We start from the raw sequence: 21,802 nt of genomic DNA on the forward strand, positions 1-21,802 counted from the left end.
CCTTTGCGTCGCGAATATCCTCTTTTCAGGTTGATAAAGCTGTTTGCTATAGCCCCGCAAATCAAAGAGGTCCATTGCCCACCCTGCTTTAATTCGTTACCCGGGAATAATCTGGCGGGGTGACGAAAGACGGCAAGTGAGCTAAAGTCCTGCCAATTTGATCTTTCAGGAAATCATGTGAGCCAAGCGAAAGCCAGTCTCGAACACCTTTATAAGGTGTTTACCAAACCAGAGGGAGAGGACTCCCGACTGGCACAAATTGAAACCCAGTTATCTGCAAATCTGGCTGACTTTTTATCAGGCCATATTGTTTCCGAAGAGATACCGCTGGAGAAGATTGAACAGGACTTCAGCCGGGCACAAGTGCCCGAACAACCTCAGTTTGTTTCCGATCATGCCCAGCATTTACTCGACAAACTGGTATCTAAGTCAGTAAACACTTACTCTCCCCGATTTATTGGTCATATGACATCAGCACTGCCTTACTTTCACCTTTCTCTGGCAAAGTTACTGGTAGGTCTGAACCAGAATCTGGTCAAAATCGAAACGTCAAAAGCCTTTACGCCACTGGAACGACAGGTGTTGGGGATGATGCATCGCCAGGTATTTGCCAATGACGAAGCCTTCTACCAACAGCATTTGCACAGTGCAACCAGCAGCCTGGGCACATTCTGCAGCGGTGGCACACTGGCAAATCTCAATGCGCTGTGGGTAGCAAGAAATCGAGCGTTGCCGCCTCTTTCCGGGTTCAGGGGGATCAGCGAAGATGGCCTGTTTTCGGCCATGCGGTACCATGACATCAATCAACTTGCCGTAATCAGTTCAGCAAGAGGGCATTATTCGCTGGCCAAGGCGATGGATCTGCTGGGTCTGGGTAAATCGCAGCTACACAAACTGGATTGTCCGAAGCAGACCCTGGATCCACAGGAGGTGTTGCACCGAGGCCAGAAAATACTGGAAGAGGGTGGCCGGGTCATGGCGATAGTGGGCATTGCCGGTACCACTGAAACCGGCCACATCGACCCTCTTGACGAACTGGCAGACGTCGCATCTCAACTGAATTGTCATTTCCATGTCGACGCTGCCTGGGGCGGAGCAACCTTGTTTTCAACACGCCATGGGTCACTGCTGTCTGGAATTGAAAAAGCAGACTCGGTCACTCTGGATGCACATAAGCAAATGTATGTTCCCATGGGAGCCGGTATGGTGCTGTTTAAAGATCCGCTGGCCGGCAATGCTGTCCGGCATCATGCTCAGTATATCCTGCGTCAGGGCTCTAAAGATCTCGGCTCCACCAGCGTTGAAGGCTCGCGAAATGGCATGGCCATGATGCTCTATGCATCTTTGCATATACTCGGCCGCCAGGGATATGAGTTACTGATCGATCAGAGTCTGGCCAAAGCCCACAAATTTGCGCAGTTGATCAATGAGCACGAGGATTTTGAATTGGTAACCGAACCGGTACTGTGCTTGTTAACGTACAGGCTGTGCCCGGGACACCTGAGGGAAAAAAGCAAGAAAATTTCTGATACGCACAACCAACATCTGGATGAGCTAAACCGAATGGTGCAAAAACAGCAGCGCGAAGCGGGGCACTCTTTTGTGTCGCGTACCCGGCTGAGTAATGAGACGTATCAGCAACCTATCACTGTTTTTCGTGTCGTTCTGGCAAACCCACTTACTACCGAACAGGACCTTCAGGCTATCCTGAAAGAGCAGGCCGAGCTGGCCGCCCGGCAACCCTTATGGACACAATTGTAAAGACTTAATACCACTGCCCACACTAAACAACTGGTTAATTAATAAGCTGCATTTATTCCGGGAATACATGTGGTAGGCTAATATCTGTCTGCAAGTCGGAGCTTGTTACGGTGCGTCTTTCATTAACACTGATATTGACCCTTATTGCCTTTGCCAGTTACGGCCAGGATACACTGGTTGCCTGCCTGGACGAATTTCCTCCTTATCAGATGCTGGAGACCCCACCCAGGGGAGAACATGTTGCGGCGCTCGACCAACTTGCCGATGAGCTTGAGATGGAGTTGCAGTTTGTCACTGAGCCTGGCTTTTCACACTGTATAAAACGTATCGAAAACGGCACGGCGGATGTGATTGCAGGGATTCTGGATCGTGCGGAGCGCAGCCATTTTCTGCACCATTTACCCATGCGGGAAGACACCGCTTACATCTTTGCTACCCGCACAGATGCTCCGTCGATTAACAGCTATGCTGATCTCAGTAACCGGCTAATTGCCGTCAGTGAAGGCGTTTACTACTTTGACAAGTTTGATAACGATGACAGCCTTCAGAAAATTCCTCTGAACGATGTACACCATGCTTACAAACTCTTGCTCGCGGGTAGGGTGGATACCGTGATCAGCAGTATGGAAAACCTCAGCGCGATCTATGCCGGTGACCCGCAATTAAAGACAAAAATTAAAGTGCAACCTTATAGCTACCAACTGAATCGCATTGTCTATTTCGGCCTTTCAAAAAAATCCAGCCATGCCAGGAACATCAAAGAGTTTCGAGCCATAGCAGAAAAGGCCTTTAACGAAGGCAAGTTCAGCACCGCTATACACCAGTTTGCCGCCGACAATCCGCAGTATTACCAGGTTAAACCGCGCCCTGTCGGTGCCCAGTAATACCAGCTATCTGGCACTGCACCCGACAGGATTATTCTTCTAACTGAATCTGAATATTGTCGATTAGCCGGGCTTTGCCCAGAAACGCCGCCACCAGAACCACTAATCTCAGATCTTCATGCCCCGGATGTAACAAGCTGTCGGCAGCACGCACTTCCAGATAATCAATCTTGAAACCGGCATCCACCAGGCGCTGTCTGTTCTCCTGGATCAGCCGGGAATAGTCCCGCCGCCCAAGATTAATGGCATCAGCCATATCACTCAATACCCGGTACAACGTTGGTGCCGTTTCCCGTTCCGGCGTCGTCAGATAGTTATTTCTGGAGCTCATGGCCAGACCATCGCCTTCCCGTACCGTGGGCACACCATGAACATGCAGGTTCATTGACAGATCAGTGACCATGGCGCGAATCACCTGTAATTGCTGATAGTCCTTGTCACCAAAATAGGCATGATTAGGCTGTACCATGTTAAACAGTTTGCAGACAATCGTGGCCACGCCACGAAAGTGTCCGGGTCGGCTGGCACCACAAATCATGTACGAAATACCCGGTACCTCCACAAACGTCTGCTGCTCCAGTCCACGGGGGTAGATATCCTCAACACTGGGAGTAAAGACAATATCCACACCCATCGCTTCCAGGGCCGCCAAATCGTGCTCCATGGTACGGGGATAGGCAGCCAGGTCTTCATCCGGGCCAAATTGTAACGGATTGACAAAAATCGACACCACCACAATATCAGATTGTTCTCTGGCTTCTCTGACCAGTCTTAAATGGCCATGATGAAGGTTACCCATGGTTGGCACAAAACCTATACTCTTGGCTTCTATCTGCCAACGCCGCCGGGCCTGACGCAGTGAAATAATATCGCTGATGATTTCCATGCTGTAGCTCCTGGTACTCTGTCCGAACTAACTGAAACTGTGTTCTTCGGTGGGAAATTTTCCCTGCTTAACCTCTTCAATGTAGAGGCTGACCGCCTTACGGATATCGCCACATTCATTGAGATAGTTCTTGGAAAATTTAGGCATATAATTAGCGCTGATGCCCAACATGTCGTGCATCACCAGAACCTGACCATCAGTGCCGGGGCCGGCACCTATGCCGATAACCGGAATGTTCAGGGATTGAGTTATACGATTAGCCAGTACCGAGGGAACACATTCGAGCACCAGCATCAGCGCACCGGCATTTTCCAGCGCCACCGCCTGATTAACCAGTTCCTCCGCCTGCTGTTGCTCCCGCCCCTGCACTCTGAAGCCGCCAAGCTTGTGCACTGACTGCGGGGTCAGCCCCAAGTGGCCACAGACCGGGATACCGCGATCGGTCAGACCGCGCACACTATCCAGTAACCAGTCACCTCCTTCCATTTTAACCATACTGGCACCTGCCGCCATCAACTGAGTGGCATTGGCATAGCTTTGCTCTACTGTGGCGTAGGACATAAAGGGCATATCAGCAATCACAAAAGCACGCTGCGTACCCTTTCTGACAGAACGGGTATGGTAAGCCATCTGCGCGGTGGTCACCGGCAAAGTATCATCCTCTCCCATCAGCACCATGCCTAACGAGTCGCCAATCAGTATGGCGTCCATTCCCTGCTCATCAAAGAGTTTGGCAAAACTGGCATCATAGGCGGTGATCACACTAATTCGCTCACCCTGTTGCTTCATCTTAATCAAGGTAGAGATCGTGACTTTTTTCATCATATACCCCAAGGTTGAGCGTTAACTCTCAGTAGTCAGACCGGTCATCACTCTGCTGCGCGGCCCACTGAAAACGGCCTACTATACGGATCCTGTTACGGATTTCCATATATCCGCCCTATTGAATACTACTGTGAGTCCTTTGGCGTCACATTGACGGAGCAAGGCATTGAGTGTTGTACCATCCGGCAGAACCAGATCCGGGCTCAGTTCAGATAAGGGGTATAGCACAAATTCACGCTCAGCCAGACCATAATGAGGCACCCTGAGACGCGTGGTATCAATTTGCTGAGAACCAAACAGCAACAAATCCAGATCCAGAGTGCGTGCACCCCAACGCTCGGCTTTTCTCTGACGGCCTTGCTGCTGTTCTATAGATTGCATCAGATCGAGTAAATCATGGGCGGGTAACACTGTATCCAACTGTGCCACGGCATTGATAAAATCAGGCTGGTCCTGAGGGCCCATAGGCACACTCTGATAAAATGAAGAACAGCCCAACAACCTGATTTCCTCAGACTGATGCAGTGCCCTGAGCGCGGCAAGAAGCTGCTGCCGGGGGTCGGCAAGATTACTGCCAAGCCCCACATAAGCTACCGTCACTGCTGAGGCTTCCGTTTCCGCGGGCGGCGGCGACCTTTGCCTTTGGCGGAACCTTTAATCTGCGCCAGCATAGTACTGCGCTCATCGCCACCAGCATCCTGAAAGTCTGTCCACCACTTGCCCAGCTCTTCAAGCTCTCCCCCTTCAACGCTGGCCCGTAGCAACAGGAAATCGTAACCGGCGCGGAACTTCGGGTGCTCCAGAAGCTGGAATGCCCGCCGACCAAAGCGTTTGGGCAGGCGCTGCTGCAATACCCAGATATCGCGAATTGGCATACTGAAACGCTTAGGGATCATAATGCGCTTTTGCTGCGCCTGTAATACATCGTTGATAGCCAGATTGAAGGCATCGTGAGGACTCAGACCACTTTCCGCCGTCAGTTCATTAAAACGCTGTTCCAGTGGATACCAGAGCATGGCCGCATAGATGAAAGCCGGCGTAACCCGCTGGTCATTATTAATACGGTGATCGGTATTGATCAGCACCTGACGTACAAACAACTGTTCTTTGCTGTCAGCCACTTTGAGCATCGGTTCAACCAACGGAAACAGTTGTCCGAACAGCGCATACTCGCGGAGCAGATCAAAGGTCTGCTCGGCACGCCCCGCAAGAAATAGCTTCAGCACTTCTTCGAACAGTCTGGCAGGAGGGATATTTGCTAACAACGGCGCCAGGCTGGGTATAATATCTCCGGCTTCAGCAGAGATTTGCATGTCCAGTTTGGCGGCAAAACGCACTGCCCGTAACATCCTTACCGGATCTTCACGATAACGGGTTTCCGGATCCCCAATCAGGTGCAGTTTACGTTCTTTAAGTGACTGCATCCCGTTGGCAAAATCGGTAATACTGAAATCAGCGATATTGTAATACATCGCATTAGCGGTGAAATCCCGTCGTTCAGCATCTTCTTCTATACTGCCAAATACATTGTCACGCAATAACAATCCTTCATCTGACCGACGACTCAGTTTGTCGCTGGAGCCAGGCTCTTCGCTGTCGTGATGCCCGCGAAATGTTGCCACCTCGATAACATCGCGACCAAACACAATATGCGCTAACCGGAACCGGCGACCGATCAGGCGGCAATTCCGAAACAATGCCTTGATTTGCTCAGGTTCGGCGTCAGTAGCCACATCAAAATCTTTGGGATGCAAACCAAGCAGCAGATCCCGTACACAGCCTCCCACCAGATACGCCTGATAGCCCGCATTGTGCAAGCGATAAAGCACCTTTAGGGCATTGTCACTGATATCCTTACGGGAAACACCGTGATCAGAGCGCGGAATGATCCTGGGCTCAAGTTTGCTCTGTTTATCCTGTGTGTCGCCGGCAAAAGCCTGTTTTACCCTGTTGATTACCCGGGAAATGATAACCTTGTCTCCTCAACTGATACCAATCTGGTATTACACCAAGACCAAAAAATGGCCGCTATGATATACCGAATAACCGCTTATCGGCCAGCGATATAGGCTTTTTGACTGCAGCACATTAATCTGACGGCAGCCAGAGTACTTCTCTTGCCGAAGGCAGTTGCGCCACAGACCATTGACCAGCAGCCCACTGCAACAATGGATCAACGCGATCAAAACCGCCCACTTGTTGCCCAGGCAACCCCAGAAATACCAATGCCTGGCGCAAATTATCCACTGCCAGGTTATTGTCAATGGCAGGCGCATGGTTCTGTTTACTCAGTTTAAACCCGGCCCGTGCTGCCGCCACCGGAAGGTGCAACCAGCGAGGTGGCACTGCCCCCAGCGCACGATAAAGCGCTATCTGGCTGGTCGTTGTATCAAGTAAATCCGCTCCACGTACCACTTCTGTAATCCCCTGGCGAATGTCATCGGCTACCACGGCCAGTTGATACGCATAAAGCCGGTCTTTACGCCGCACAATAAAATCCTCCTCAGCCGTCGCTCTGTCCACCTCAATCAGACCCAGATGCTGGTCCTGAAACTGGTAAACAGGGTGACAATTACGAAAGCGCAATGCGCAGCCAGCCGGATGATGTTGTCTGTCACGGCAATGCCCCTGATAACGCCCACCGATAGCTTTAATCTGTGCCCGGGTACAATTACAGTTATAACTGAGGCTGTGCTCGCTCAGATACTGCAGTATTTCATCATAGTAATGACTAAAGTGGCTTTGATAACTGACATCCGCGTCCCATTCCAGACCGTGAGCCTGCAATGTTGAAAGGATTTCGCGTGTCGCACCGGGTTGTTCGCGGGGAGGATCAATATCTTCAATACGCACCAGCCACTTGCCATGCTGGCTTTTTGCCTGCAAATAACTGCCCAGGGCAGCCACCAGTGAGCCAAAGTGCAATGGGCCTGAAGGGGAAGGAGCAAAACGGCCGGTATATGTCATGGTGTGAGGGTGGTGCTTGTATCAGCTGCAACACCATACTGAACGAAAAACGTCAGTTTTATCGTTCAGCATGTTCAGCCGGGCAAAGATGCCGGGGCATCAGCCCTGCATTTGCTTTTCTTTAATTTCAGCCATGGTTTTGCAGTCGATACACATGTCCGCTGTTGGCCTGGCTTCAAGACGACGTACACCAATTTCTATACCGCAGGAATCGCAAAAACCGAAATCATCTTCATCAATCCGTTTGAGAGTTTTCTCAATTTTCTTGATCAGTTTACGTTCACGATCCCGGGTGCGCAGTTCCAGGCTGAACTCTTCTTCCTGCGCTGCACGGTCAACAGGATCGGGAAAGTTGGCCGCTTCGTCCTGCATATGATGCACCGTTCGGTCCACCTCAGCGCGTAACTGATCACGCCAGGCCTTAAGCAGCTTACGAAAATGCTCAAGCTGCGCATCGTTCATGTATTCTTCGCCGTCTTTCTCCTGATAGGGAGACAAGCCGGCAAGGGCCAGTAAACCTAGTGACTTTTGTGAAATTTCTGTTGGCATCAGCCACATCTCCTAAACAGCATTACAGGCTCGTCTGCACAAGCGGCTATCTATAACAGAAAGCGACCTGCCAGGCAATTCGATTCCGGCTTCCCGGAACGCTACTCGTTTCCATTTTACAGGTGCCCGCATTGGAAACCTGGATTTTGGCCCATGATCAAGGTGGAAGAGCGCCGTGTATGGGCTATACATGAGCACTTCCAACACAGAGCATGGGCCAAAAGACCGTTTCTGGTCGGGCACTAACTAAAGACTGCCAAATATGGCTACTACCAGTGAAAAATCAAGCTCTATCTTAACACTTAAATTCGAGTACTTGATTTAACTCAACTTTTTCAGCGCTGAACTGGCAACCATAACAAATCACCTCAACGCCACACGCAATCGCCTCGTCCAGCAAACGGGCATATTCTTTGTCTATATGCCCGGCTGCTTTTACCTGAGTGATACCGCTATGTTGCACACAGAACAACAACACCGCACGATGGCCCAGTTCCGGCAACTTCATCAATTCACGCAAATGTTTGCGGCCGCGCTCCGTCACTGTATCCGGGAAGTAGCCCATTCCTTTGTCCAACAGCGTGACAGATTTTACTTCCACATAACAATCCGGCTTCTGGTCATCTGATAACAACAAGTCTATACGGCTTTTCTCTTTACCGTAGCGTACTTCCTGTCGGATCTTATGGTACCCGGCTAACTCGGGGATCCGTCCTGACTGCCAGGCCTCTGCCACCAATCTGTTGGCATTATGGGTATTGATTCCAATCCAGTTCCCATACGGGTCCTCGGCCAGTTGCCAGCTGTAGGCCAACTTGCGTTTTGGGTCTTCATGGTATGACAGCCAAACCCGACACCCCGGTTGTGCACAGCCGGTCATCGCTCCGGTGTTGGCGCAGTGAGCCGTAACCACTTCACCATCATCAAGTTGTACATCGGCGAGGAAACGTTTGTAACGCTTGATCAGTGTGCCGCTTGTCAATGGTGGATTAAACGTCATAACGCATCTTCACTAAACACAAATCCATTATTCAGATATATTGGTACGTACAGTTAATTACCACTGTTGGTATTTACAAAACGGGGCGCATGATATAGCAAGAGTACAAAATGTACTAATTTGATTGTGCAAAATTTAAGATTTTCGGAGAAATACATGTCATTACTGCAGGTTAGCCTTAGCACCGAACAAGCAGAAAAGCACTGGGGCAACAATGCGCCGCTGAGTTTCGACGCGGGGCAGGCCAGGATCCACCTGCCCGATAACAGGGATTTGTACCTACGTAATATCAAGAAAGCCGCGCGTCTGCTTGAGTCTTTGTCTGTGGACACACTTCAGTTGCAGGGCCAATGGCACCCTGAGCAACAATGGGCCTTCGCTCAGGCTTTTACCACGGTAAAAAAGCAGCAGGCTATCCATTGGTGTGAAGATAAACACAAGACCAGATTACAACAGCAATATCAGGCCATGTTATTTACCCGCAACCTGATTAACCGGACTCCGGAAGATATCTCGCCACAAAAGCTCGCCAGTGAAGTGACTGACTGGTTGCGCGAGTTAGCCGGCGATGCCATTACTGCCAGAACCATTACCGGTGAAGCGCTGATCGAAGCGGGCTGGGCCGGAATTTATCATGTGGGTCGTGGCAGCGAACGACCGCCGGTGCTGCTGGAACTGGATTATAACCCGGGCAAAAATTCGGATGCGCCAGTCGATGCCGCACTGGTAGGCAAAGGCATCACCTTTGATAGTGGTGGTTACAGCATTAAGAGCAGCGAAGGCATGCTCACCATGAAGTGTGATATGGGTGGTGCAGCCACCGTAACCGGTGGATTGGGGCTGGCCATAATGCAGGGCCTGAATAAGCGGGTCAGACTCTTCTTATGTTGTGCAGAAAACCTGATCAGCGGTCATGCCTACAAGCTCGGGGATATTATTACCTATAAAAACGGCGTTACTGTAGAAGTGGTTAACACTGACGCTGAAGGTCGCCTGGTACTGGCAGACGGCCTGATGGCTGCGACAGAAACCGGGGCCCCGCTGATTATGGATGCCGCCACTCTGACCGGCGCCGCGGTAATGGCCCTGGGTAATGAATATAATGCCTTGTTCAGCATGGATAAAGGGTTGCAGGAGAAAGTATATGCTCATGCCACCAGCGAAAACGAACCGGCCTGGCCGTTACCCCTTGAACCATGGCATCAGGAAATGTGCCCATCCCCCTATGCTGATACAGCCAACAGCCGGCCAATGAAAGGGGGTGGCGCTGGCGGTGCATCTAATGCCGCAGGCTTTTTAGCCCGCTTTGCCCCACCAGAAGGAAAAGGCTGGCTGCATATGGATCTGGCCGCGGCCTTTAATGGTACCGCTACGTCCACCATGCCCGCAGGGGCTACCGCACAGGGTATTCGCACCATCGCCAAAACCTTGCTTGAGGAAAGCTGACAAGGGGCCCCGCCCCTTTTTATCTCAGGTTTGATTTGTTGGGCAGAGCAAGGTTGCCTGCCCATTATTATTCAGATACCACCGAGACGCTCAGCAAACTCCTTATATTTTTCCACATCGGCTTTTTCAAACATTGGCTTGCCCTCTGCATCTTTATCTTTACTGATCAACAAGCTTTCTCGCTCCAGCCGTTCTACCCGGATTTCCTGTACACCAAGGTACTGCGCCACCTCGGCCACTGACATTAAACTCATTTGTATATCCTCATCGCACCGAAAGCACCTGTATTACGGATGCTGTTACTATCCCGACATGGCAGAGATGCTCCGTAGATCACTCTGCAATAATAATTAACTTACTGAAATTTAGCTTGTTTTGACAGATAATATTAGTCTGGTCGAAGAATTTGTAAGATCCCGGGGGGAAATGGATACCTGGTCTGCCGCCATCATGCTATTTTTTATTATGGATCCGCTGGGTAATCTCTCTATTTTCATGTCTGTACTCAAAGGTATTGACCCCAGGCGTCAGCGTATTATTTTAATCAGAGAACTGTTGTTCTCGCTCGGTATTATGTTGTTGTTCCTGTACAGCGGCCAGGCGGTACTGGATTTCCTGAATGTCCGTCAGGAGACAGTCAGTATCGCGGGCGGAATTATTTTATTTCTGATTGCCATTCAGATGTTGTTAGATGGAATTTCCAGTTATCTGGAGCATAGTTTATGAAACTCAGTACATTTGCCAGAGTAAGACAACTTGATGGCTGGCAGGCGGTAGCCTTTGCTGCCACGTTAACAGAACGCAGCCTGCCCAATTACCAGTTATTCTGTGAACTCACCGGCTTTTCAGATCCGAGTCAATATCGCAATACCCTCGACGCCATCTGGGACTGGTTAGCCAACCCCAAAGCGCGCATCAACCTGGATGTGCAACTGGAGAAAACCGAGCTGGCCATACCCGATGCGGCTGACTTTGACAGCTATGGCGTTTACCCGGCTATCGATGTGGGCATTTCTCTGGCCTCTTTGTTATTACTGATGATGGATGAGGATCCCCAGGGTGCAGTGGTAGTCAGCAAGCTGTCCCAGGGTTCGGTCGAGGCCTATATTGATGCCACCAGCGAATCACAGCTGAGCTCTGAGGAGATTAAATCTCATCCGTTGATGCAATTGGAGATTGAATTCCAGCAGGATCTGCTGGACAGCATAGACAAGGCAAAAAGAAACAAGGAATGTATCAAAGCGCTGCGGCAAATGGCCATCGCCGAGGGCATTACCAATATTGGCCTGGAAATCTCCTGAACCGCTTTACTGCCCCCTGGGACATCAGAGTATTTTCGGCAAGCCAATTACCAGCCAACTGAGCAGATTGATCAGCATACAGAAAAACACCGCAGCTGAGCCAAGGTCCTTGGCGTGGCCAGAGAGCGGGTGACGCTCTGTGCCGATACGATCCACCGCCGCTTCAATGGCGCTGTTAAGGCACTCCACCACCAATAGCAGGATCAGCGGCAAAATCAGCATCAGCCGCTCTACCGGATTGGCGGTAAGCCAGAAAGCCAACGGCATCAGCACCAGGCATAAAATCAGTTCCTGCCGGAACGCCGATTCGTGCAAAAAAGCAAAGCGAATGCCCTGCCAGGAGCATCTTGCCGCCCGTATAATCCGCATTGGTCCCGTGCCATTGGGCTTATGCATCCGCCTTACCCTGGACGCCTGACTGGTAAAGTCTGTAGTCCACCTGACCACTTTGTTTGTGTTTTAATAACTGCCATTGTGCGGGTACAGCCAACTGCGTACCTTTCTCCATCTCCAGATAGATCAAGGCATCTTCAGTCAGCTTTTCAGATTGTTCCAGAGCGTTTACGGCTTGCTGCAACAGGCCTTTATTAAAAGGTGGGTCAAGAAACACCAGTGAAAATGGACCGCTTAGCCTGCTCAGGGTATTCAGCATTTCCCCCTGATGAACCTGCGCCTGCTCAGGCGTAAGCTCCAGTCTGCGGGTATTCTCACGCAACATTCTGACAGCACCCTTGTCCTGCTCAATAAAATCAACACGGGTGGCGTGGCGGGACAACGCCTCCAAACCCAGCCCTCCTGAGCCGGCAAATGCATCCAGACAGCATCGCTCAGCCACATAGGGGGCGAGCCAGTTAAACAAGGTTTCTTTGTTTCTGTCGGTAGTGGGACGCAACCCCTGTAGATCCAGCACGGGTAATTTCCGACCACGCCAACGACCGGCAATAATACGGATCTGTCCCTGCGCCTTAGTCCGGGTTTTTACAGCTCGCTTCATTTGTCAATTCAAGAAATGCTATGATTGCCATAGTCTAATCGGCCCCTGCCGATAACCCAACGATTTTCAAAGGATTCTCACCGCCCATGTCTAAGTTTTTTGGCTGGTTCAATAAAGATAAATCCGCTAAGCAAGAAGAATCAGAGTCGCAAGATAAAGATCCGACAACTCAGCAACCTTCTGAACAGCATGAACAGGAGGATTCCCGGGAATCCTCCAGTGAGGTGGAACCTTTAGAACACCCATCTCAAACGTCTCAATCCGATTCTGATACACAATCCGTTGTCGATAAGGTTGCGGCCTCTGAGCCGGTGACAGAAATACCCTCAGAACCGGAGACGGAACCTGCACCTGAGATAGAAACCCAGCCAGATCCGGAGACGGAACCAGAATCTGTGCTGGAAACAGAGCCAGAGCCAGAGCCAGAGCCAGAGCCAGAGCCAGAGCCAGAGCCAGAGCAAAACAGTAAAGCCGGTTTTTTCAGCCGCCTGAAGCAGAGTCTGACCCGTACCCGTTCAAATCTTGGTTCTGGTATCGTGGGGCTGTTCAGCGGTAAAAAAATCGACGATGAACTGTTTGAAGAACTGGAGACCCAGTTACTGGTGGCCGATGTGGGGATCAATACAACGGCTAAAATTATCAATAATCTAACCGAAAGTGCCGATCGTAAAGCCCTGAAAGACGGCGATGCATTACTGGAACTGCTAAAGCAGCAATTGACAGAAATCCTCGCCGGTGCAAGCGGTCCGTTGCAGCCTGAGACCAAATCAGGGCCTTACGTCATCCTGATGGTGGGCGTTAACGGCGTGGGCAAAACAACCACCATAGGCAAGCTTGCCAAGCAATTTCAACAGGCCGGAAAAAGCGTCATGCTGGCTGCCGGCGATACCTTCAGGGCAGCCGCAGTAGAACAACTTCAGACCTGGGGTGAACGTAATAGTATCCCGGTTATTGCCCAGCATACCGGCGCCGACAGTGCCTCTGTGATTTTCGATGCTCTGCAGTCCGCACAAGCCAGGAATACCGATATTCTGATCGCCGACACTGCCGGGCGCTTGCAGAATAAAGACAATCTGATGGAAGAGCTGATAAAAATTGTGCGGGTGATGAAGAAGCTCGACCCGGACGCGCCCCATGAGGTAATGCTGACCCTGGATGCCGGTACCGGTCAGAATGCCATCAGCCAGACGCGACTGTTTAATCAGGCAGTCAATGTCACCGGCCTGACGCTGACTAAACTGGACGGCACGGCCAAAGGGGGCGTGATTTTCGCCCTTGCCGATCAATTCGGTTTGCCTATCCGTTATATCGGTGTCGGTGAAGGAATTGACGATCTGCGCCCCTTTAACGGCAAAGAGTTTGTGGATGCGCTGTTCAGTGAAAAGCAACAGGATGTCAGCGACTGATGATACGTTTTGAAGGGGTGAGTAAAACCTATCCCGGAGGACAACAAGCCCTCCGCCAGGTGAGTTTTCATATCGCACCGGGCGAAATGGCGTTTCTTACCGGTCATTCCGGGGCGGGGAAAAGTACTCTGCTCAAGCTCATCAGTATTATGGAGCGCCCGACTGTCGGAAAGGTACTGATCAATGGCCATGATCTGAATCATATCCACAGCCGCCAGATACCCTATATTCGCCGCGATATCGGTATGATATTCCAGAGCCATCAACTGCTGATGGACAGAAGTGTATTTGATAATGTCTCACTGCCATTAATTATTGAAGGCTATTCGCACCGGGAAATCAGCAAACGGGTCGGCGCGGTGTTGGATCGTGTGGGATTAACTGACAAAAGCCGTAGCCTGCCTGTAACACTTTCCGGCGGAGAACAGCAACGGGTCGGCATCGCTCGTGCCGTCATCAACAAGCCTCCATTGCTGTTGGCTGATGAGCCCACCGGGAACCTGGATCCCAAATTGTCGATGGAGATTATCCGTTTATTTGAGGACTTCAATCAGGCCGGCGTGGCGGTACTGATCGCCACCCACGATCTGGGCCTGATCGCGAGAATGCGATACCGGACACTGACGCTGAAAAAAGGCCAGATGATCACCGATGGTTTAACCGAGGATTGGTACGATGAGCCTGCTGTTTAAAGGTCGCGATCAGGGAGCCCAGCGTACCCGCATTTCATCTGTGCAGCGCCTGCTGATGTTTTTTATCAGCCATATTCGCCAGGCGCTGGCCAGTCTCGGTGAATTATGGAGAAGCCCCGGGGCTTCAATGATGACGATTGCGGTACTGGGGCTGAGCATCACCCTGCCCAGCACCCTGTATATTCTGCTGAAAAACACCGAGAAGGTCAGTGCAGGGTGGGAGCAGGCATCGGAAATTACCTTGTTTCTGCATCAGAATACCCAACCAGGGGATATCAGACAGTTAACCACACGGCTGAGTCTGTGGCCCGAAGTTGAGTCCCTGAAGCACATTGATAAAGCCGAAGCGCTGAATGAGTTTAAGCAGCTTTCAGGCTTTGGAGACGCGCTCAATTACCTTGAAGAAAATCCTCTTCCGGATGTGATCCTGGTTACGCCTGACAGTAAGAACACTTCGCCGACCGCCGCCGGAAAGTTACTGGAAAAACTACAAAAAGAACGGGAAGTAGAGCTGGGTCAGCTAGACATTCAGTGGCTGGAACGACTGCATGGTCTGGTAGACATCGCCAAAGAACTGGTCAGTGTGGTAGCCATGTTGCTCTTTATCGCTGTCGCACTGATTATTGGCAACACCATAAGGCTGAACATTCTTAATAAGCGGGATGAAATACTGGTATTGAAACTGGTGGGTGCCACCGATGCCTTTATCCAGCGCCCCTTTATGTACACCGGGTTCTGGTACGGTCTGTTGGGTGGGTTATTGGCCTGGTTCACCACCTGGCTACTGTTATGGTGGATGAGTGACAGCATTGGTCGGGTCACTCAGTTGTATCAGACCCAGTTTGAACTGACCGGGCTACAAGGAGAGTCATTACTCGGCATGCTCGGGTTGTCAGTGTTCCTCGGCCTGGCGGGTTCACTGCTTTCCGTGCATAAACATATTCGTGCCATAGAACCGAAGTAATTTCTGATTGCGCGATCAGATTCCGTAAAAGGAAATGTCACCACAGAGACACAGAGATCACAGAGGCTTGGGGGTAAGAGATCCTGACTTTCGTGAGGATGACGGTGCGACTGGCATTTATTCGTGTCTTTTCGTGCCTTTCGTGGTCAAGCACTTTTAGACCAGGCCAATAAATCGGCCCCTGCATGATATTGCTCTTCTCCGTGTTCTCCGTGCCTCTGTGGTTAGCTTTATCTTTCTCAAAGGACGCTGGGCCTGTCCAGCACCTTTGGTTACTCAATGCTGATGGGGACGCAGTTGCATATTCAAAGGCTGCTGGATGCCCGACAACAACATTCGGGCATGACCAGAATCAGGCGAAGTTCTCCCGTATTCCGATGCGCTGCATACGGGTATATCGAGCACCTCGGGTTGCTCAGTTGTCGGGCTAAAGCCACGACCTACAACCCTCGATGGTGCCGGGCTACCAAACTGAAAACTTACTCCCTGAACGCGTCCGGGGTCAGATGGTGCTTATCCAGCAACTTGTAGAATTCAGTGCGATTACGACCTGCGATCCGTGCAGCCTGAGTAACATTCCCCTCTGTGGCTTTCAGTAAATCAGCCAGATAACGGCGTTCAAATTCATCTCTTGCACGGGCAAACGTCGGCAACGAGCTGGGCTTATCACGCAGCGCTTTTTGCACCAGTTCAACAGGAATAAGCGGGCCATTGCACAGGGCAATCGTTTGCTCCACCACATTCTGCAGTTGTCTGACATTCCCGGGCCAGGGGGCAGAAATCAGAATTTCCATTGCCTCATCGGAAAAACCGGTAACCTTTTTCTTGCTCCGGGCAAGTACCTGATTTAAAAAGTGGTTCACCAACAGCGGAATATCATCCCTTCTGTCGGCCAGAGGTGGTAACCGCAGCTCCACCACGTTAAGACGGTAATACAAATCTTCCCGGAACTGTCCCTCGGTAATCGCCTGCTCCAGATCTCTGTGGGTAGCACTGATAATTCTTACATCGATGGGCACTGACTGGGTCGCTCCAACCGGGCGCACTTCACGCTCCTGCAAGGCACGTAACAACTTAACCTGAAAGTTAAGCGGCATATCTCCGATTTCATCCAGAAACAACGTACCGCCATTAGCTGACTGAAACAGCCCCACATGCTCCCGGTTGGCTCCGGTAAACGCGCCTTTAACATGACCAAATAGTTCTGATTCAAACAAAGTCTCAGGAATCGCCGCGCAATTTACCGGCACAAATGGCGCATCACACCGCTCACTGACCTGATGAATCGCGTTCGCCAGCAGCTCCTTACCCGTGCCGCTCTGACTATGAATCAGCAAACTGACGTCACTGTCAGCAACCTGTCGGGCCTGCTGAAGCAACTCTTCCATCTTGTTACTGCGACTGATAATGGCGCTGCGCCAGTTGCCAGCATCTTTGTGTTGCTGATCTTCCTCCACCACGGGGTGCAGGCGAATCGCATCAGTCACAGTGCTGAGTAATTGCTGACTGTCAAAAGGCTTGGTCAGATAGGAAAACACCCCTTTTTTAGTGGCTTCGATGGCATCAGGAATGGTCCCATGGGCAGTCAGAATGATCACCGGTAAACCGGGGCTACGCTCACGGGTTGCAGCAAATAACGCCATCCCATCCATACCCTGCATACGCAGATCGCTGATTAACAAATGGGGTTTAAAACTTTCCAGAATCCCCAACGCCTGTTTACCATTGTCGGCGCTCTGAATTTCATATCCTGCGCCGGTCAATCGCATACCGATCAACTTCAGCAAACTGGGATCATCGTCAACCACCAAGACCCGCTTCTTCTCCTGTTCAGTTGCCATTATTATTCACTTCTCGCTTAAGAATATTTTGCTCAATGAGCTTGAGCTGCTGCAATTGTTGTTCCAAAGATTGCTTCTCAAGCAAAATCTGATCGAGACTCTCCGACGTGTCCACCAGTTGCCGTTGCCACCTGATATTTTCAGTCAACTGGTCAAATAAGGCGTAGAAGATACCGGGAATCGCCACTTTTTGCTGATTAAATAAACGGCGTAGTTCAGTTCTCGCCTGATGGGGGTTCTTCACCGGTGAATTCGGCAAACTGTACAATAACACCAGCTTCAGCATATCAGTCACATCCCCATGCTGCTTACCCTGTCGTCGTTTCACCACTTCCTGTTCCAGAACCGGGATCGGCTGTTCTTTTAGCCAAAGATAATACTGACCAAAATCCTTCCTGATATCCCCACTGCGATGCTTATCAACTTTCAGTTCTGTTGACTTGCCAGACTCCGCACCTAAATCTTCAACTGGCGCATTGATTTGTGGCGACAGGGCCTGGCAACCGGAAAATAACGACGCCATCAGAAGCGCTGCCGCAATCCTGCAACTCCTTTTCTCAGACATATTCTTTTTGCTCCACCAATATCGCAGGGAATTGTATCTCAAAGCAGCATCCCTCTGACGCTTCCTTTAAACGGATACTTCCCTTGTATTTTTCAATCAGTTCCCGGGTAATTGTCAGCCCCAGACCGCTTCCTTTAACTTTAGCCTGAGGTTGCTGGCTGCTTTGGAAAAATGGTTCGAATACCTGTTCTCTGTCATCAATCGGAACACCGGGCCCCTGATCGGCAACCCTTAACCACCAGGTATCGGTTTCAAAACCAGCGGTGATGCTTATCTCTCCTTCGGATGGCGAGAACTTCACGGCGTTGGAAACAAGATTATCCAGGATCACCCTCAACTGCTCCGGATTAATCCGCAGCAGATAATCGTGCTCAGGCAGCCTGACCGTCAACGCTTTACTTTGTATCTGCAATTGACGATCCGCTATCACCTTTTGCAAAGCCAGTCCTAACAGACCACTCTGCTTCAGCGCTTTGGCATGATCTAAAACCATATTAAAGTTGAGCAGATCCTCAATCAATTGCTGCAACCGCCCCACGCTGTTGCGGATAATAGCGCTCACTTCTTCCTGCTCCGGATTAAGCTTTCCGGTCGTGCCATCATACAGCAACTCAGCCCCCTCACGGATAGCCGCCAGCGGCGTTTTCAGCTCATGGGATATGTGCCTGATAAAACCGGTTTTCTGTTTTTCCAGTGTCAGTAGTTTCTCTCGCATCGCCTCGAGGATTTCGGCGACTTCGACAATATCCATCGCGCCTTTAACCGTCACCGGACGATCAAAATCGCCTCGTTCCAGGCGGCGGATCTGCGGTTTAAGCTGATTAATCGGGCCGGTAATCAGCCGTACAAAGAGTATCGCAATCAGCATTGAAGCAGGGATCACCAGTGCAGACTGTAATAACGTCTCACGCAACTGATCGGCTTTTTGTTCAATAGCCTCAATTTCAGTATCAATAATACGCCGGTTAAGACGAAACAAATCATTGCTCTGACTGTTCAGTTGGCTATACCCCCGCTGCAGTCGAGCGATGGGGAACTCAGCGCCTGCCTGCGCTAATTCCTCATGCAGGCTCTCTTCCTGCCTGAGTAATTTGGCCACTGCAGGTTCAATAACGGGATTATTATTGGCCACCATTTCAGTTGCCAGCTGCCGAAATTCTTCACGTAAATGCTGATAACTGTCCCAAAGAGCCTGGTCTTTGAGAACCAGGTACTGACTGGCGCCGCGCTCCATATTGTTCAGCAACTGGCTTACCTGACGACTCACGTAAACCAGCCTCGATACTTGCTGTATGGCACCCGTTCCCTGAACCGAAAGCTGTTCTATGCGCACCAGAGCCAGCCCTAACGCCACAACCAGAGGCAACCCCACCAAAGAGAAGCCGAGCAACGTGAGTCTTCTGATTGAAAAAGTTAACAATTTCACATTCGCTCCTTACAAAACCCGCTGATCATGCCCTAAAACCCCTGCTCAGCTGAAGCAAATTGGCTCTTTTCTGGCATATTTCTTTTACTGTCTGCTATTTGCGACATTCATTTAATCACCAGGGAATATAATCCAAAGCGTTGATATATATAACATTAAACAGATTCCTGAGGATGCCATGCCAATCCACAATTGAGACTGACTCAAACATTGTCTCTTTTTTGCGACAGATTTCCTCCTCTCATTCGGCAAAAAACGTCATGATCCTACCCATTTCGGGCTCTTGCCAGTTTGGCACGTTATCCGCATTGTCTCTTGCAACCTGTTTCAACAGGCTTGTGGAAAAGAGGCTGGCAAGGGACGTATTCACCTTTGGCCTCCTCTTAACAATCAGGAGTTAAGGAGAAAGTGATGAAAAAATTTGCAATGTTAATCGCGGCGGTAATGAGCTTTGGTGTTCTGGCAACAGAAGCTGATACCACCGCAACGAAAGAAGAAGCCAAACAGGAAGCGCAGCAAAAAGCTGAAAAAATAGCGAAAGAGCTGCAAGCCAAAAAGGCGGAAATCGCTGCTGCGGCCAAAGAAGCTAAAAAAGAGCAAGCAGAAGAAGACAAAAAATAAGGTTGTTGCGGTGAAACCCCGCAGTCGTTGGTAGATGATCTCGTCACAAAACATTCATCCATGGGGCTTGCAGCACAATGCCAGCCAGGTAGAATGACCAGCGAAGTAGCGTCGGAGCAGCAGGGTAAGGACATCCCCCTGCGCTCTGTTACTTCACTCAGGATAATCGACAGTTTTCCCCCGGCCGGAGGCCGATTTCCCAACAAGTAAGTGTATTCAGGTTTCAAAGAAGAAACCGGATCCTCAGCAGTTTACTTACGGCGAGTCGAAACGCCTGTTTTTTTCGTTTTACGGGCAGAGGCCCTATACCTACACCTTGGGGGAAAGATGAATAAAGACGCAAACCGCTACGTGAAAGTCGGTGACTGGATGTTTGAAGTGAAGATGGTTCGTGCCATACGGGTTGAAGAATACGGCAAGCCTTATGATGCCGTTGCACATATGACCTTCAATGGCGATGAAGTCTATGTGGACAGCCAGCTTAACAGCGCCAATGAAAACCTGGGACGCAAGGATCTCGAAGCCTTTCTCGATTTTGCCCAGATGATGGAAGTACACAACTTCCGCTACGACAGATTCCAGAATGGTGAACGACGCAGTCGCAACATAAAATTGGTTGAAACGGTTGAAAATGCCGATCCTCAGCCCAATATAAGGTTAGTTAAGTAGAAACAGGAACTTCAGGCCGTTTTAGCGGTCAGAGCCGGCGAGCAGAAAACGGGATCTGGTGATCCACTCAGGCCAGTGATACACTGATTCGCAATAAATTTCCGAGAGGGTAAGTATGAGCACAAAAATGCATTCAATGGCGTTGAGCGTTCCTCAGTCAGGCAGTCTGGATACCTATATGCAGGCCGTCACCAGCATCAATATGCTGAGCGCAGAGGAAGAGCAAAAATTAGCTGAACGACTGCATCATGAAGGAGACCTTGAAGCAGCCCGCAAGCTGATCATGTCTCATCTGCGTTTTGTGGTGCATATTGCCAAATCTTATTCCGGCTATGGTTTACCTCAGGCAGATCTGATCCAGGAAGGAAATATCGGTCTGATGAAAGCCGTGAAGCGTTTTGATCCTACAGTGGGTGTGCGCCTGGTTTCATTTGCCGTACACTGGATCAAAGCGGAAATTCATGAATTTGTTTTAAAGAACTGGCGTATCGTTAAAGTCGCGACCACCAAAGCCCAGCGCAAATTGTTCTTTAACCTGCGTAAAGCTAAAAAGCGCCTTGGCTGGTTTACTCACGAAGAAGTGCAGAAAGTGGCCGAGGATCTCGGCGTCAGCACCAAAGAAGTGTTGCAAATGGAAGCGCGTATGAGCAGCCAGGATCAGACCTTTGATCTGTCTGCAGACGATGATGAAACCGGTAATTTCGCGCCGGTTCAGTATCTGGAAGATAAGAGTCCTGACGTAGAATCTGAAGTGATGAATGCCGACTGGGATGATTCTGCCAGCCAGCGTTTACATTCCGCCATCAAGACTCTGGACGACCGCAGCCAGCATATTATTCAGTGCCGCTGGTTGTCTGATGACAAAACCACCTTGCAGGATTTGGCAAACAAGTACGAAGTCTCTGCCGAGCGTGTCCGTCAGATTGAAAAGAACGCGATTAAAAAGCTCCAGTCCGCAATGGTCTGAAGCGAATTAAAGATTCAAAAAAGGAGCCTCTGGCTCCT

Annotated in this window: 24 protein-coding genes and 1 pseudogene; 11 read left to right on the top strand and 14 right to left on the bottom strand. The window is 50.4% G+C overall.

Going from position 1 to position 21,802, the window contains the following annotated elements; genetic code table 11:
• The first annotated feature begins 177 nt into the window (after positions 1–177).
• Positions 178–1,761: a pyridoxal-dependent aspartate 1-decarboxylase PanP gene (panP, locus tag CDA54_RS09210; RefSeq protein WP_099034713.1), complete on the top strand. Its 1,584-nt coding sequence runs from the start codon at positions 178–180 to the stop codon at positions 1,759–1,761.
• A gap of 110 nt (positions 1,762–1,871) precedes the next feature.
• Positions 1,872–2,645 carry a substrate-binding periplasmic protein gene (locus tag CDA54_RS09215; RefSeq protein ID WP_099034714.1) on the top strand — a complete coding sequence of 258 codons (774 nt, stop codon included), beginning with the start codon at positions 1,872–1,874 and terminating at the stop codon, positions 2,643–2,645.
• 31 nt (positions 2,646–2,676) lie between these two features.
• Here the strand turns inward: CDA54_RS09215 and panC are convergent, their stop codons facing one another.
• The 7 genes from panC to sfsA form a co-directional block, all read right to left on the bottom strand.
• Positions 2,677–3,531: a pantoate--beta-alanine ligase gene (gene panC / locus CDA54_RS09220; protein WP_099034715.1), complete on the bottom strand. Its 855-nt coding sequence runs from the start codon at positions 3,529–3,531 to the stop codon at positions 2,677–2,679.
• A 27-nt stretch (positions 3,532–3,558) separates the two neighbouring features.
• A complete protein-coding gene (panB, locus tag CDA54_RS09225) occupies positions 3,559–4,353 on the bottom strand; it encodes a 3-methyl-2-oxobutanoate hydroxymethyltransferase (RefSeq protein WP_099034716.1) in 795 nt (264 codons plus the stop codon).
• An 81-nt stretch (positions 4,354–4,434) separates the two neighbouring features.
• Positions 4,435–4,956 carry a 2-amino-4-hydroxy-6-hydroxymethyldihydropteridine diphosphokinase gene (gene folK / locus CDA54_RS09230; protein ID WP_099034717.1) on the bottom strand — a complete coding sequence of 174 codons (522 nt, stop codon included), beginning with the start codon at positions 4,954–4,956 and terminating at the stop codon, positions 4,435–4,437.
• Positions 4,953–6,242, bottom strand: coding sequence for a polynucleotide adenylyltransferase PcnB (gene pcnB, locus CDA54_RS09235; protein ID WP_099034718.1), 1,290 nt, complete (start codon positions 6,240–6,242; stop codon positions 4,953–4,955). Before pcnB ends, folK begins: the two co-directional genes overlap by 4 nt.
• 202 nt (positions 6,243–6,444) lie before the next feature.
• Positions 6,445–7,323, bottom strand: coding sequence for a tRNA glutamyl-Q(34) synthetase GluQRS (gene gluQRS / locus CDA54_RS09245; protein ID WP_099034720.1), 879 nt, complete (start codon positions 7,321–7,323; stop codon positions 6,445–6,447).
• Between the two features lie 99 nt (positions 7,324–7,422).
• The gene (gene dksA, locus CDA54_RS09250; RefSeq protein WP_099034836.1) at positions 7,423–7,872 is read right to left on the bottom strand and encodes an RNA polymerase-binding protein DksA; all 450 of its coding nucleotides are present in this window, start codon (positions 7,870–7,872) and stop codon (positions 7,423–7,425) included.
• 295 nt (positions 7,873–8,167) lie between these two features.
• On the bottom strand, positions 8,168–8,872 hold the full coding sequence (sfsA, locus tag CDA54_RS09255) for a DNA/RNA nuclease SfsA (protein WP_099034721.1): 705 nt from the start codon (positions 8,870–8,872) through the stop codon (positions 8,168–8,170).
• 156 nt (positions 8,873–9,028) lie between these two features.
• Between sfsA and pepB the strand changes: the two genes are divergently transcribed.
• Positions 9,029–10,318: an aminopeptidase PepB gene (pepB, locus tag CDA54_RS09260; protein ID WP_099034722.1), complete on the top strand. Its 1,290-nt coding sequence runs from the start codon at positions 9,029–9,031 to the stop codon at positions 10,316–10,318.
• 71 nt (positions 10,319–10,389) lie between these two features.
• On the opposite strand, the gene CDA54_RS09265 is transcribed toward pepB, so the two are convergent.
• Positions 10,390–10,572, bottom strand: a complete 183-nt coding sequence (locus CDA54_RS09265) for a helix-turn-helix domain-containing protein (RefSeq protein WP_099034723.1) — start codon at positions 10,570–10,572, stop codon at positions 10,390–10,392.
• 172 nt (positions 10,573–10,744) lie between these two features.
• Here CDA54_RS09265 and CDA54_RS09270 point away from each other — a divergent pair.
• Positions 10,745–11,005, top strand: a pseudogene (locus CDA54_RS09270) (MarC family protein); the annotation flags it as partial.
• A 35-nt stretch (positions 11,006–11,040) separates the two neighbouring features.
• Entirely contained in the window at positions 11,041–11,619 is a 579-nt protein-coding gene (locus CDA54_RS09275; RefSeq protein WP_099034725.1) for a YjaG family protein, read from the top strand.
• Between the two features lie 24 nt (positions 11,620–11,643).
• Here the strand turns inward: CDA54_RS09275 and CDA54_RS09280 are convergent, their stop codons facing one another.
• The gene (locus CDA54_RS09280) at positions 11,644–12,015 is read right to left on the bottom strand and encodes a diacylglycerol kinase (RefSeq protein ID WP_099034726.1); all 372 of its coding nucleotides are present in this window, start codon (positions 12,013–12,015) and stop codon (positions 11,644–11,646) included.
• The gene (rsmD, locus tag CDA54_RS09285) at positions 12,008–12,613 is read right to left on the bottom strand and encodes a 16S rRNA (guanine(966)-N(2))-methyltransferase RsmD (RefSeq protein ID WP_099034727.1); all 606 of its coding nucleotides are present in this window, start codon (positions 12,611–12,613) and stop codon (positions 12,008–12,010) included. The genes CDA54_RS09280 and rsmD overlap by 8 nt, the downstream gene beginning before the upstream one ends.
• 86 nt (positions 12,614–12,699) lie before the next feature.
• Here rsmD and ftsY point away from each other — a divergent pair, with 86 nt between their 5' ends.
• Genes ftsY through ftsX form a run of 3 tightly spaced genes read left to right on the top strand, consistent with a single transcriptional unit; the run spans position 12,700 to position 15,675 of the window.
• Entirely contained in the window at positions 12,700–14,019 is a 1,320-nt protein-coding gene (ftsY, locus tag CDA54_RS09290; RefSeq protein WP_099034728.1) for a signal recognition particle-docking protein FtsY, read from the top strand.
• Entirely contained in the window at positions 14,019–14,711 is a 693-nt protein-coding gene (gene ftsE, locus CDA54_RS09295) for a cell division ATP-binding protein FtsE (protein WP_099034729.1), read from the top strand. The genes ftsY and ftsE overlap by 1 nt, the downstream gene beginning before the upstream one ends.
• Positions 14,695–15,675, top strand: a complete 981-nt coding sequence (ftsX, locus tag CDA54_RS09300) for a permease-like cell division protein FtsX (protein WP_099034730.1) — start codon at positions 14,695–14,697, stop codon at positions 15,673–15,675. The genes ftsE and ftsX overlap by 17 nt, the downstream gene beginning before the upstream one ends.
• Positions 15,676–16,154: 479 nt before the next feature.
• Here the strand turns inward: ftsX and CDA54_RS09305 are convergent, their stop codons facing one another.
• The 4 genes from CDA54_RS09305 to CDA54_RS19945 form a co-directional block, all read right to left on the bottom strand.
• A complete protein-coding gene (locus CDA54_RS09305; protein ID WP_099034731.1) occupies positions 16,155–17,516 on the bottom strand; it encodes a sigma 54-interacting transcriptional regulator in 1,362 nt (453 codons plus the stop codon).
• Positions 17,506–18,081: a hypothetical protein gene (locus CDA54_RS09310; protein WP_143452279.1), complete on the bottom strand. Its 576-nt coding sequence runs from the start codon at positions 18,079–18,081 to the stop codon at positions 17,506–17,508. The genes CDA54_RS09305 and CDA54_RS09310 overlap by 11 nt, the downstream gene beginning before the upstream one ends.
• Entirely contained in the window at positions 18,074–19,507 is a 1,434-nt protein-coding gene (locus CDA54_RS09315; RefSeq protein WP_099034733.1) for a HAMP domain-containing sensor histidine kinase, read from the bottom strand. Before CDA54_RS09315 ends, CDA54_RS09310 begins: the two co-directional genes overlap by 8 nt.
• 241 nt (positions 19,508–19,748) lie before the next feature.
• Entirely contained in the window at positions 19,749–19,877 is a 129-nt protein-coding gene (locus CDA54_RS19945; RefSeq protein ID WP_268235305.1) for a hypothetical protein, read from the bottom strand.
• A 41-nt stretch (positions 19,878–19,918) separates the two neighbouring features.
• Here CDA54_RS19945 and CDA54_RS09320 point away from each other — a divergent pair, with 41 nt between their 5' ends.
• The 3 genes from CDA54_RS09320 to rpoH all read left to right on the top strand — a co-directional run bounded on the left by CDA54_RS09320 (position 19,919) and on the right by rpoH (position 21,764).
• Positions 19,919–20,128 (top strand): hypothetical protein, encoded by a 210-nt coding sequence (locus CDA54_RS09320; RefSeq protein WP_099034734.1) that lies wholly within the window; start codon positions 19,919–19,921, stop codon positions 20,126–20,128.
• A 327-nt stretch (positions 20,129–20,455) separates the two neighbouring features.
• Positions 20,456–20,797, top strand: coding sequence for a hypothetical protein (locus tag CDA54_RS09325; protein WP_099034735.1), 342 nt, complete (start codon positions 20,456–20,458; stop codon positions 20,795–20,797).
• Positions 20,798–20,912: 115 nt separating this feature from the next.
• A complete protein-coding gene (gene rpoH / locus CDA54_RS09330; RefSeq protein ID WP_099034736.1) occupies positions 20,913–21,764 on the top strand; it encodes an RNA polymerase sigma factor RpoH in 852 nt (283 codons plus the stop codon).
• The last annotated feature ends 38 nt before the right edge of the window (positions 21,765–21,802 follow it).

Source organism: Lacimicrobium alkaliphilum (genome assembly GCF_002591895.1).
In the GTDB taxonomy this organism is placed as follows: Bacteria; Pseudomonadota; Gammaproteobacteria; order Enterobacterales; family Alteromonadaceae; genus Lacimicrobium; species Lacimicrobium alkaliphilum.

Excerpts from the sequence above, each read along its gene's own strand:
- panC (WP_099034715.1), bottom strand. The coding sequence starts at position 3,531 with ATGGAAATCATCAGCGATATTATTTCACTGCGTCAGGCCCGGCGGCGT.
- panB (WP_099034716.1), bottom strand. The coding sequence starts at position 4,353 with ATGAAAAAAGTCACGATCTCTACCTTGATTAAGATGAAGCAACAGGGT.
- gluQRS (WP_099034720.1), bottom strand. The coding sequence starts at position 7,323 with ATGACATATACCGGCCGTTTTGCTCCTTCCCCTTCAGGCCCATTGCAC.
- dksA (WP_099034836.1), bottom strand. The coding sequence starts at position 7,872 with ATGCCAACAGAAATTTCACAAAAGTCACTAGGTTTACTGGCCCTTGCC.
- sfsA (WP_099034721.1), bottom strand. The coding sequence starts at position 8,872 with ATGACGTTTAATCCACCATTGACAAGCGGCACACTGATCAAGCGTTAC.
- pepB (WP_099034722.1), top strand. The coding sequence starts at position 9,029 with ATGTCATTACTGCAGGTTAGCCTTAGCACCGAACAAGCAGAAAAGCAC.
- CDA54_RS09265 (WP_099034723.1), bottom strand. The coding sequence starts at position 10,572 with ATGAGTTTAATGTCAGTGGCCGAGGTGGCGCAGTACCTTGGTGTACAG.
- CDA54_RS09275 (WP_099034725.1), top strand. The coding sequence starts at position 11,041 with ATGAAACTCAGTACATTTGCCAGAGTAAGACAACTTGATGGCTGGCAG.
- CDA54_RS09280 (WP_099034726.1), bottom strand. The coding sequence starts at position 12,015 with ATGCATAAGCCCAATGGCACGGGACCAATGCGGATTATACGGGCGGCA.
- rsmD (WP_099034727.1), bottom strand. The coding sequence starts at position 12,613 with ATGAAGCGAGCTGTAAAAACCCGGACTAAGGCGCAGGGACAGATCCGT.
- ftsY (WP_099034728.1), top strand. The coding sequence starts at position 12,700 with ATGTCTAAGTTTTTTGGCTGGTTCAATAAAGATAAATCCGCTAAGCAA.
- ftsE (WP_099034729.1), top strand. The coding sequence starts at position 14,019 with ATGATACGTTTTGAAGGGGTGAGTAAAACCTATCCCGGAGGACAACAA.
- ftsX (WP_099034730.1), top strand. The coding sequence starts at position 14,695 with ATGAGCCTGCTGTTTAAAGGTCGCGATCAGGGAGCCCAGCGTACCCGC.
- CDA54_RS09305 (WP_099034731.1), bottom strand. The coding sequence starts at position 17,516 with ATGGCAACTGAACAGGAGAAGAAGCGGGTCTTGGTGGTTGACGATGAT.
- CDA54_RS09310 (WP_143452279.1), bottom strand. The coding sequence starts at position 18,081 with ATGTCTGAGAAAAGGAGTTGCAGGATTGCGGCAGCGCTTCTGATGGCG.
- CDA54_RS09320 (WP_099034734.1), top strand. The coding sequence starts at position 19,919 with ATGAAAAAATTTGCAATGTTAATCGCGGCGGTAATGAGCTTTGGTGTT.
- CDA54_RS09325 (WP_099034735.1), top strand. The coding sequence starts at position 20,456 with ATGAATAAAGACGCAAACCGCTACGTGAAAGTCGGTGACTGGATGTTT.
- rpoH (WP_099034736.1), top strand. The coding sequence starts at position 20,913 with ATGAGCACAAAAATGCATTCAATGGCGTTGAGCGTTCCTCAGTCAGGC.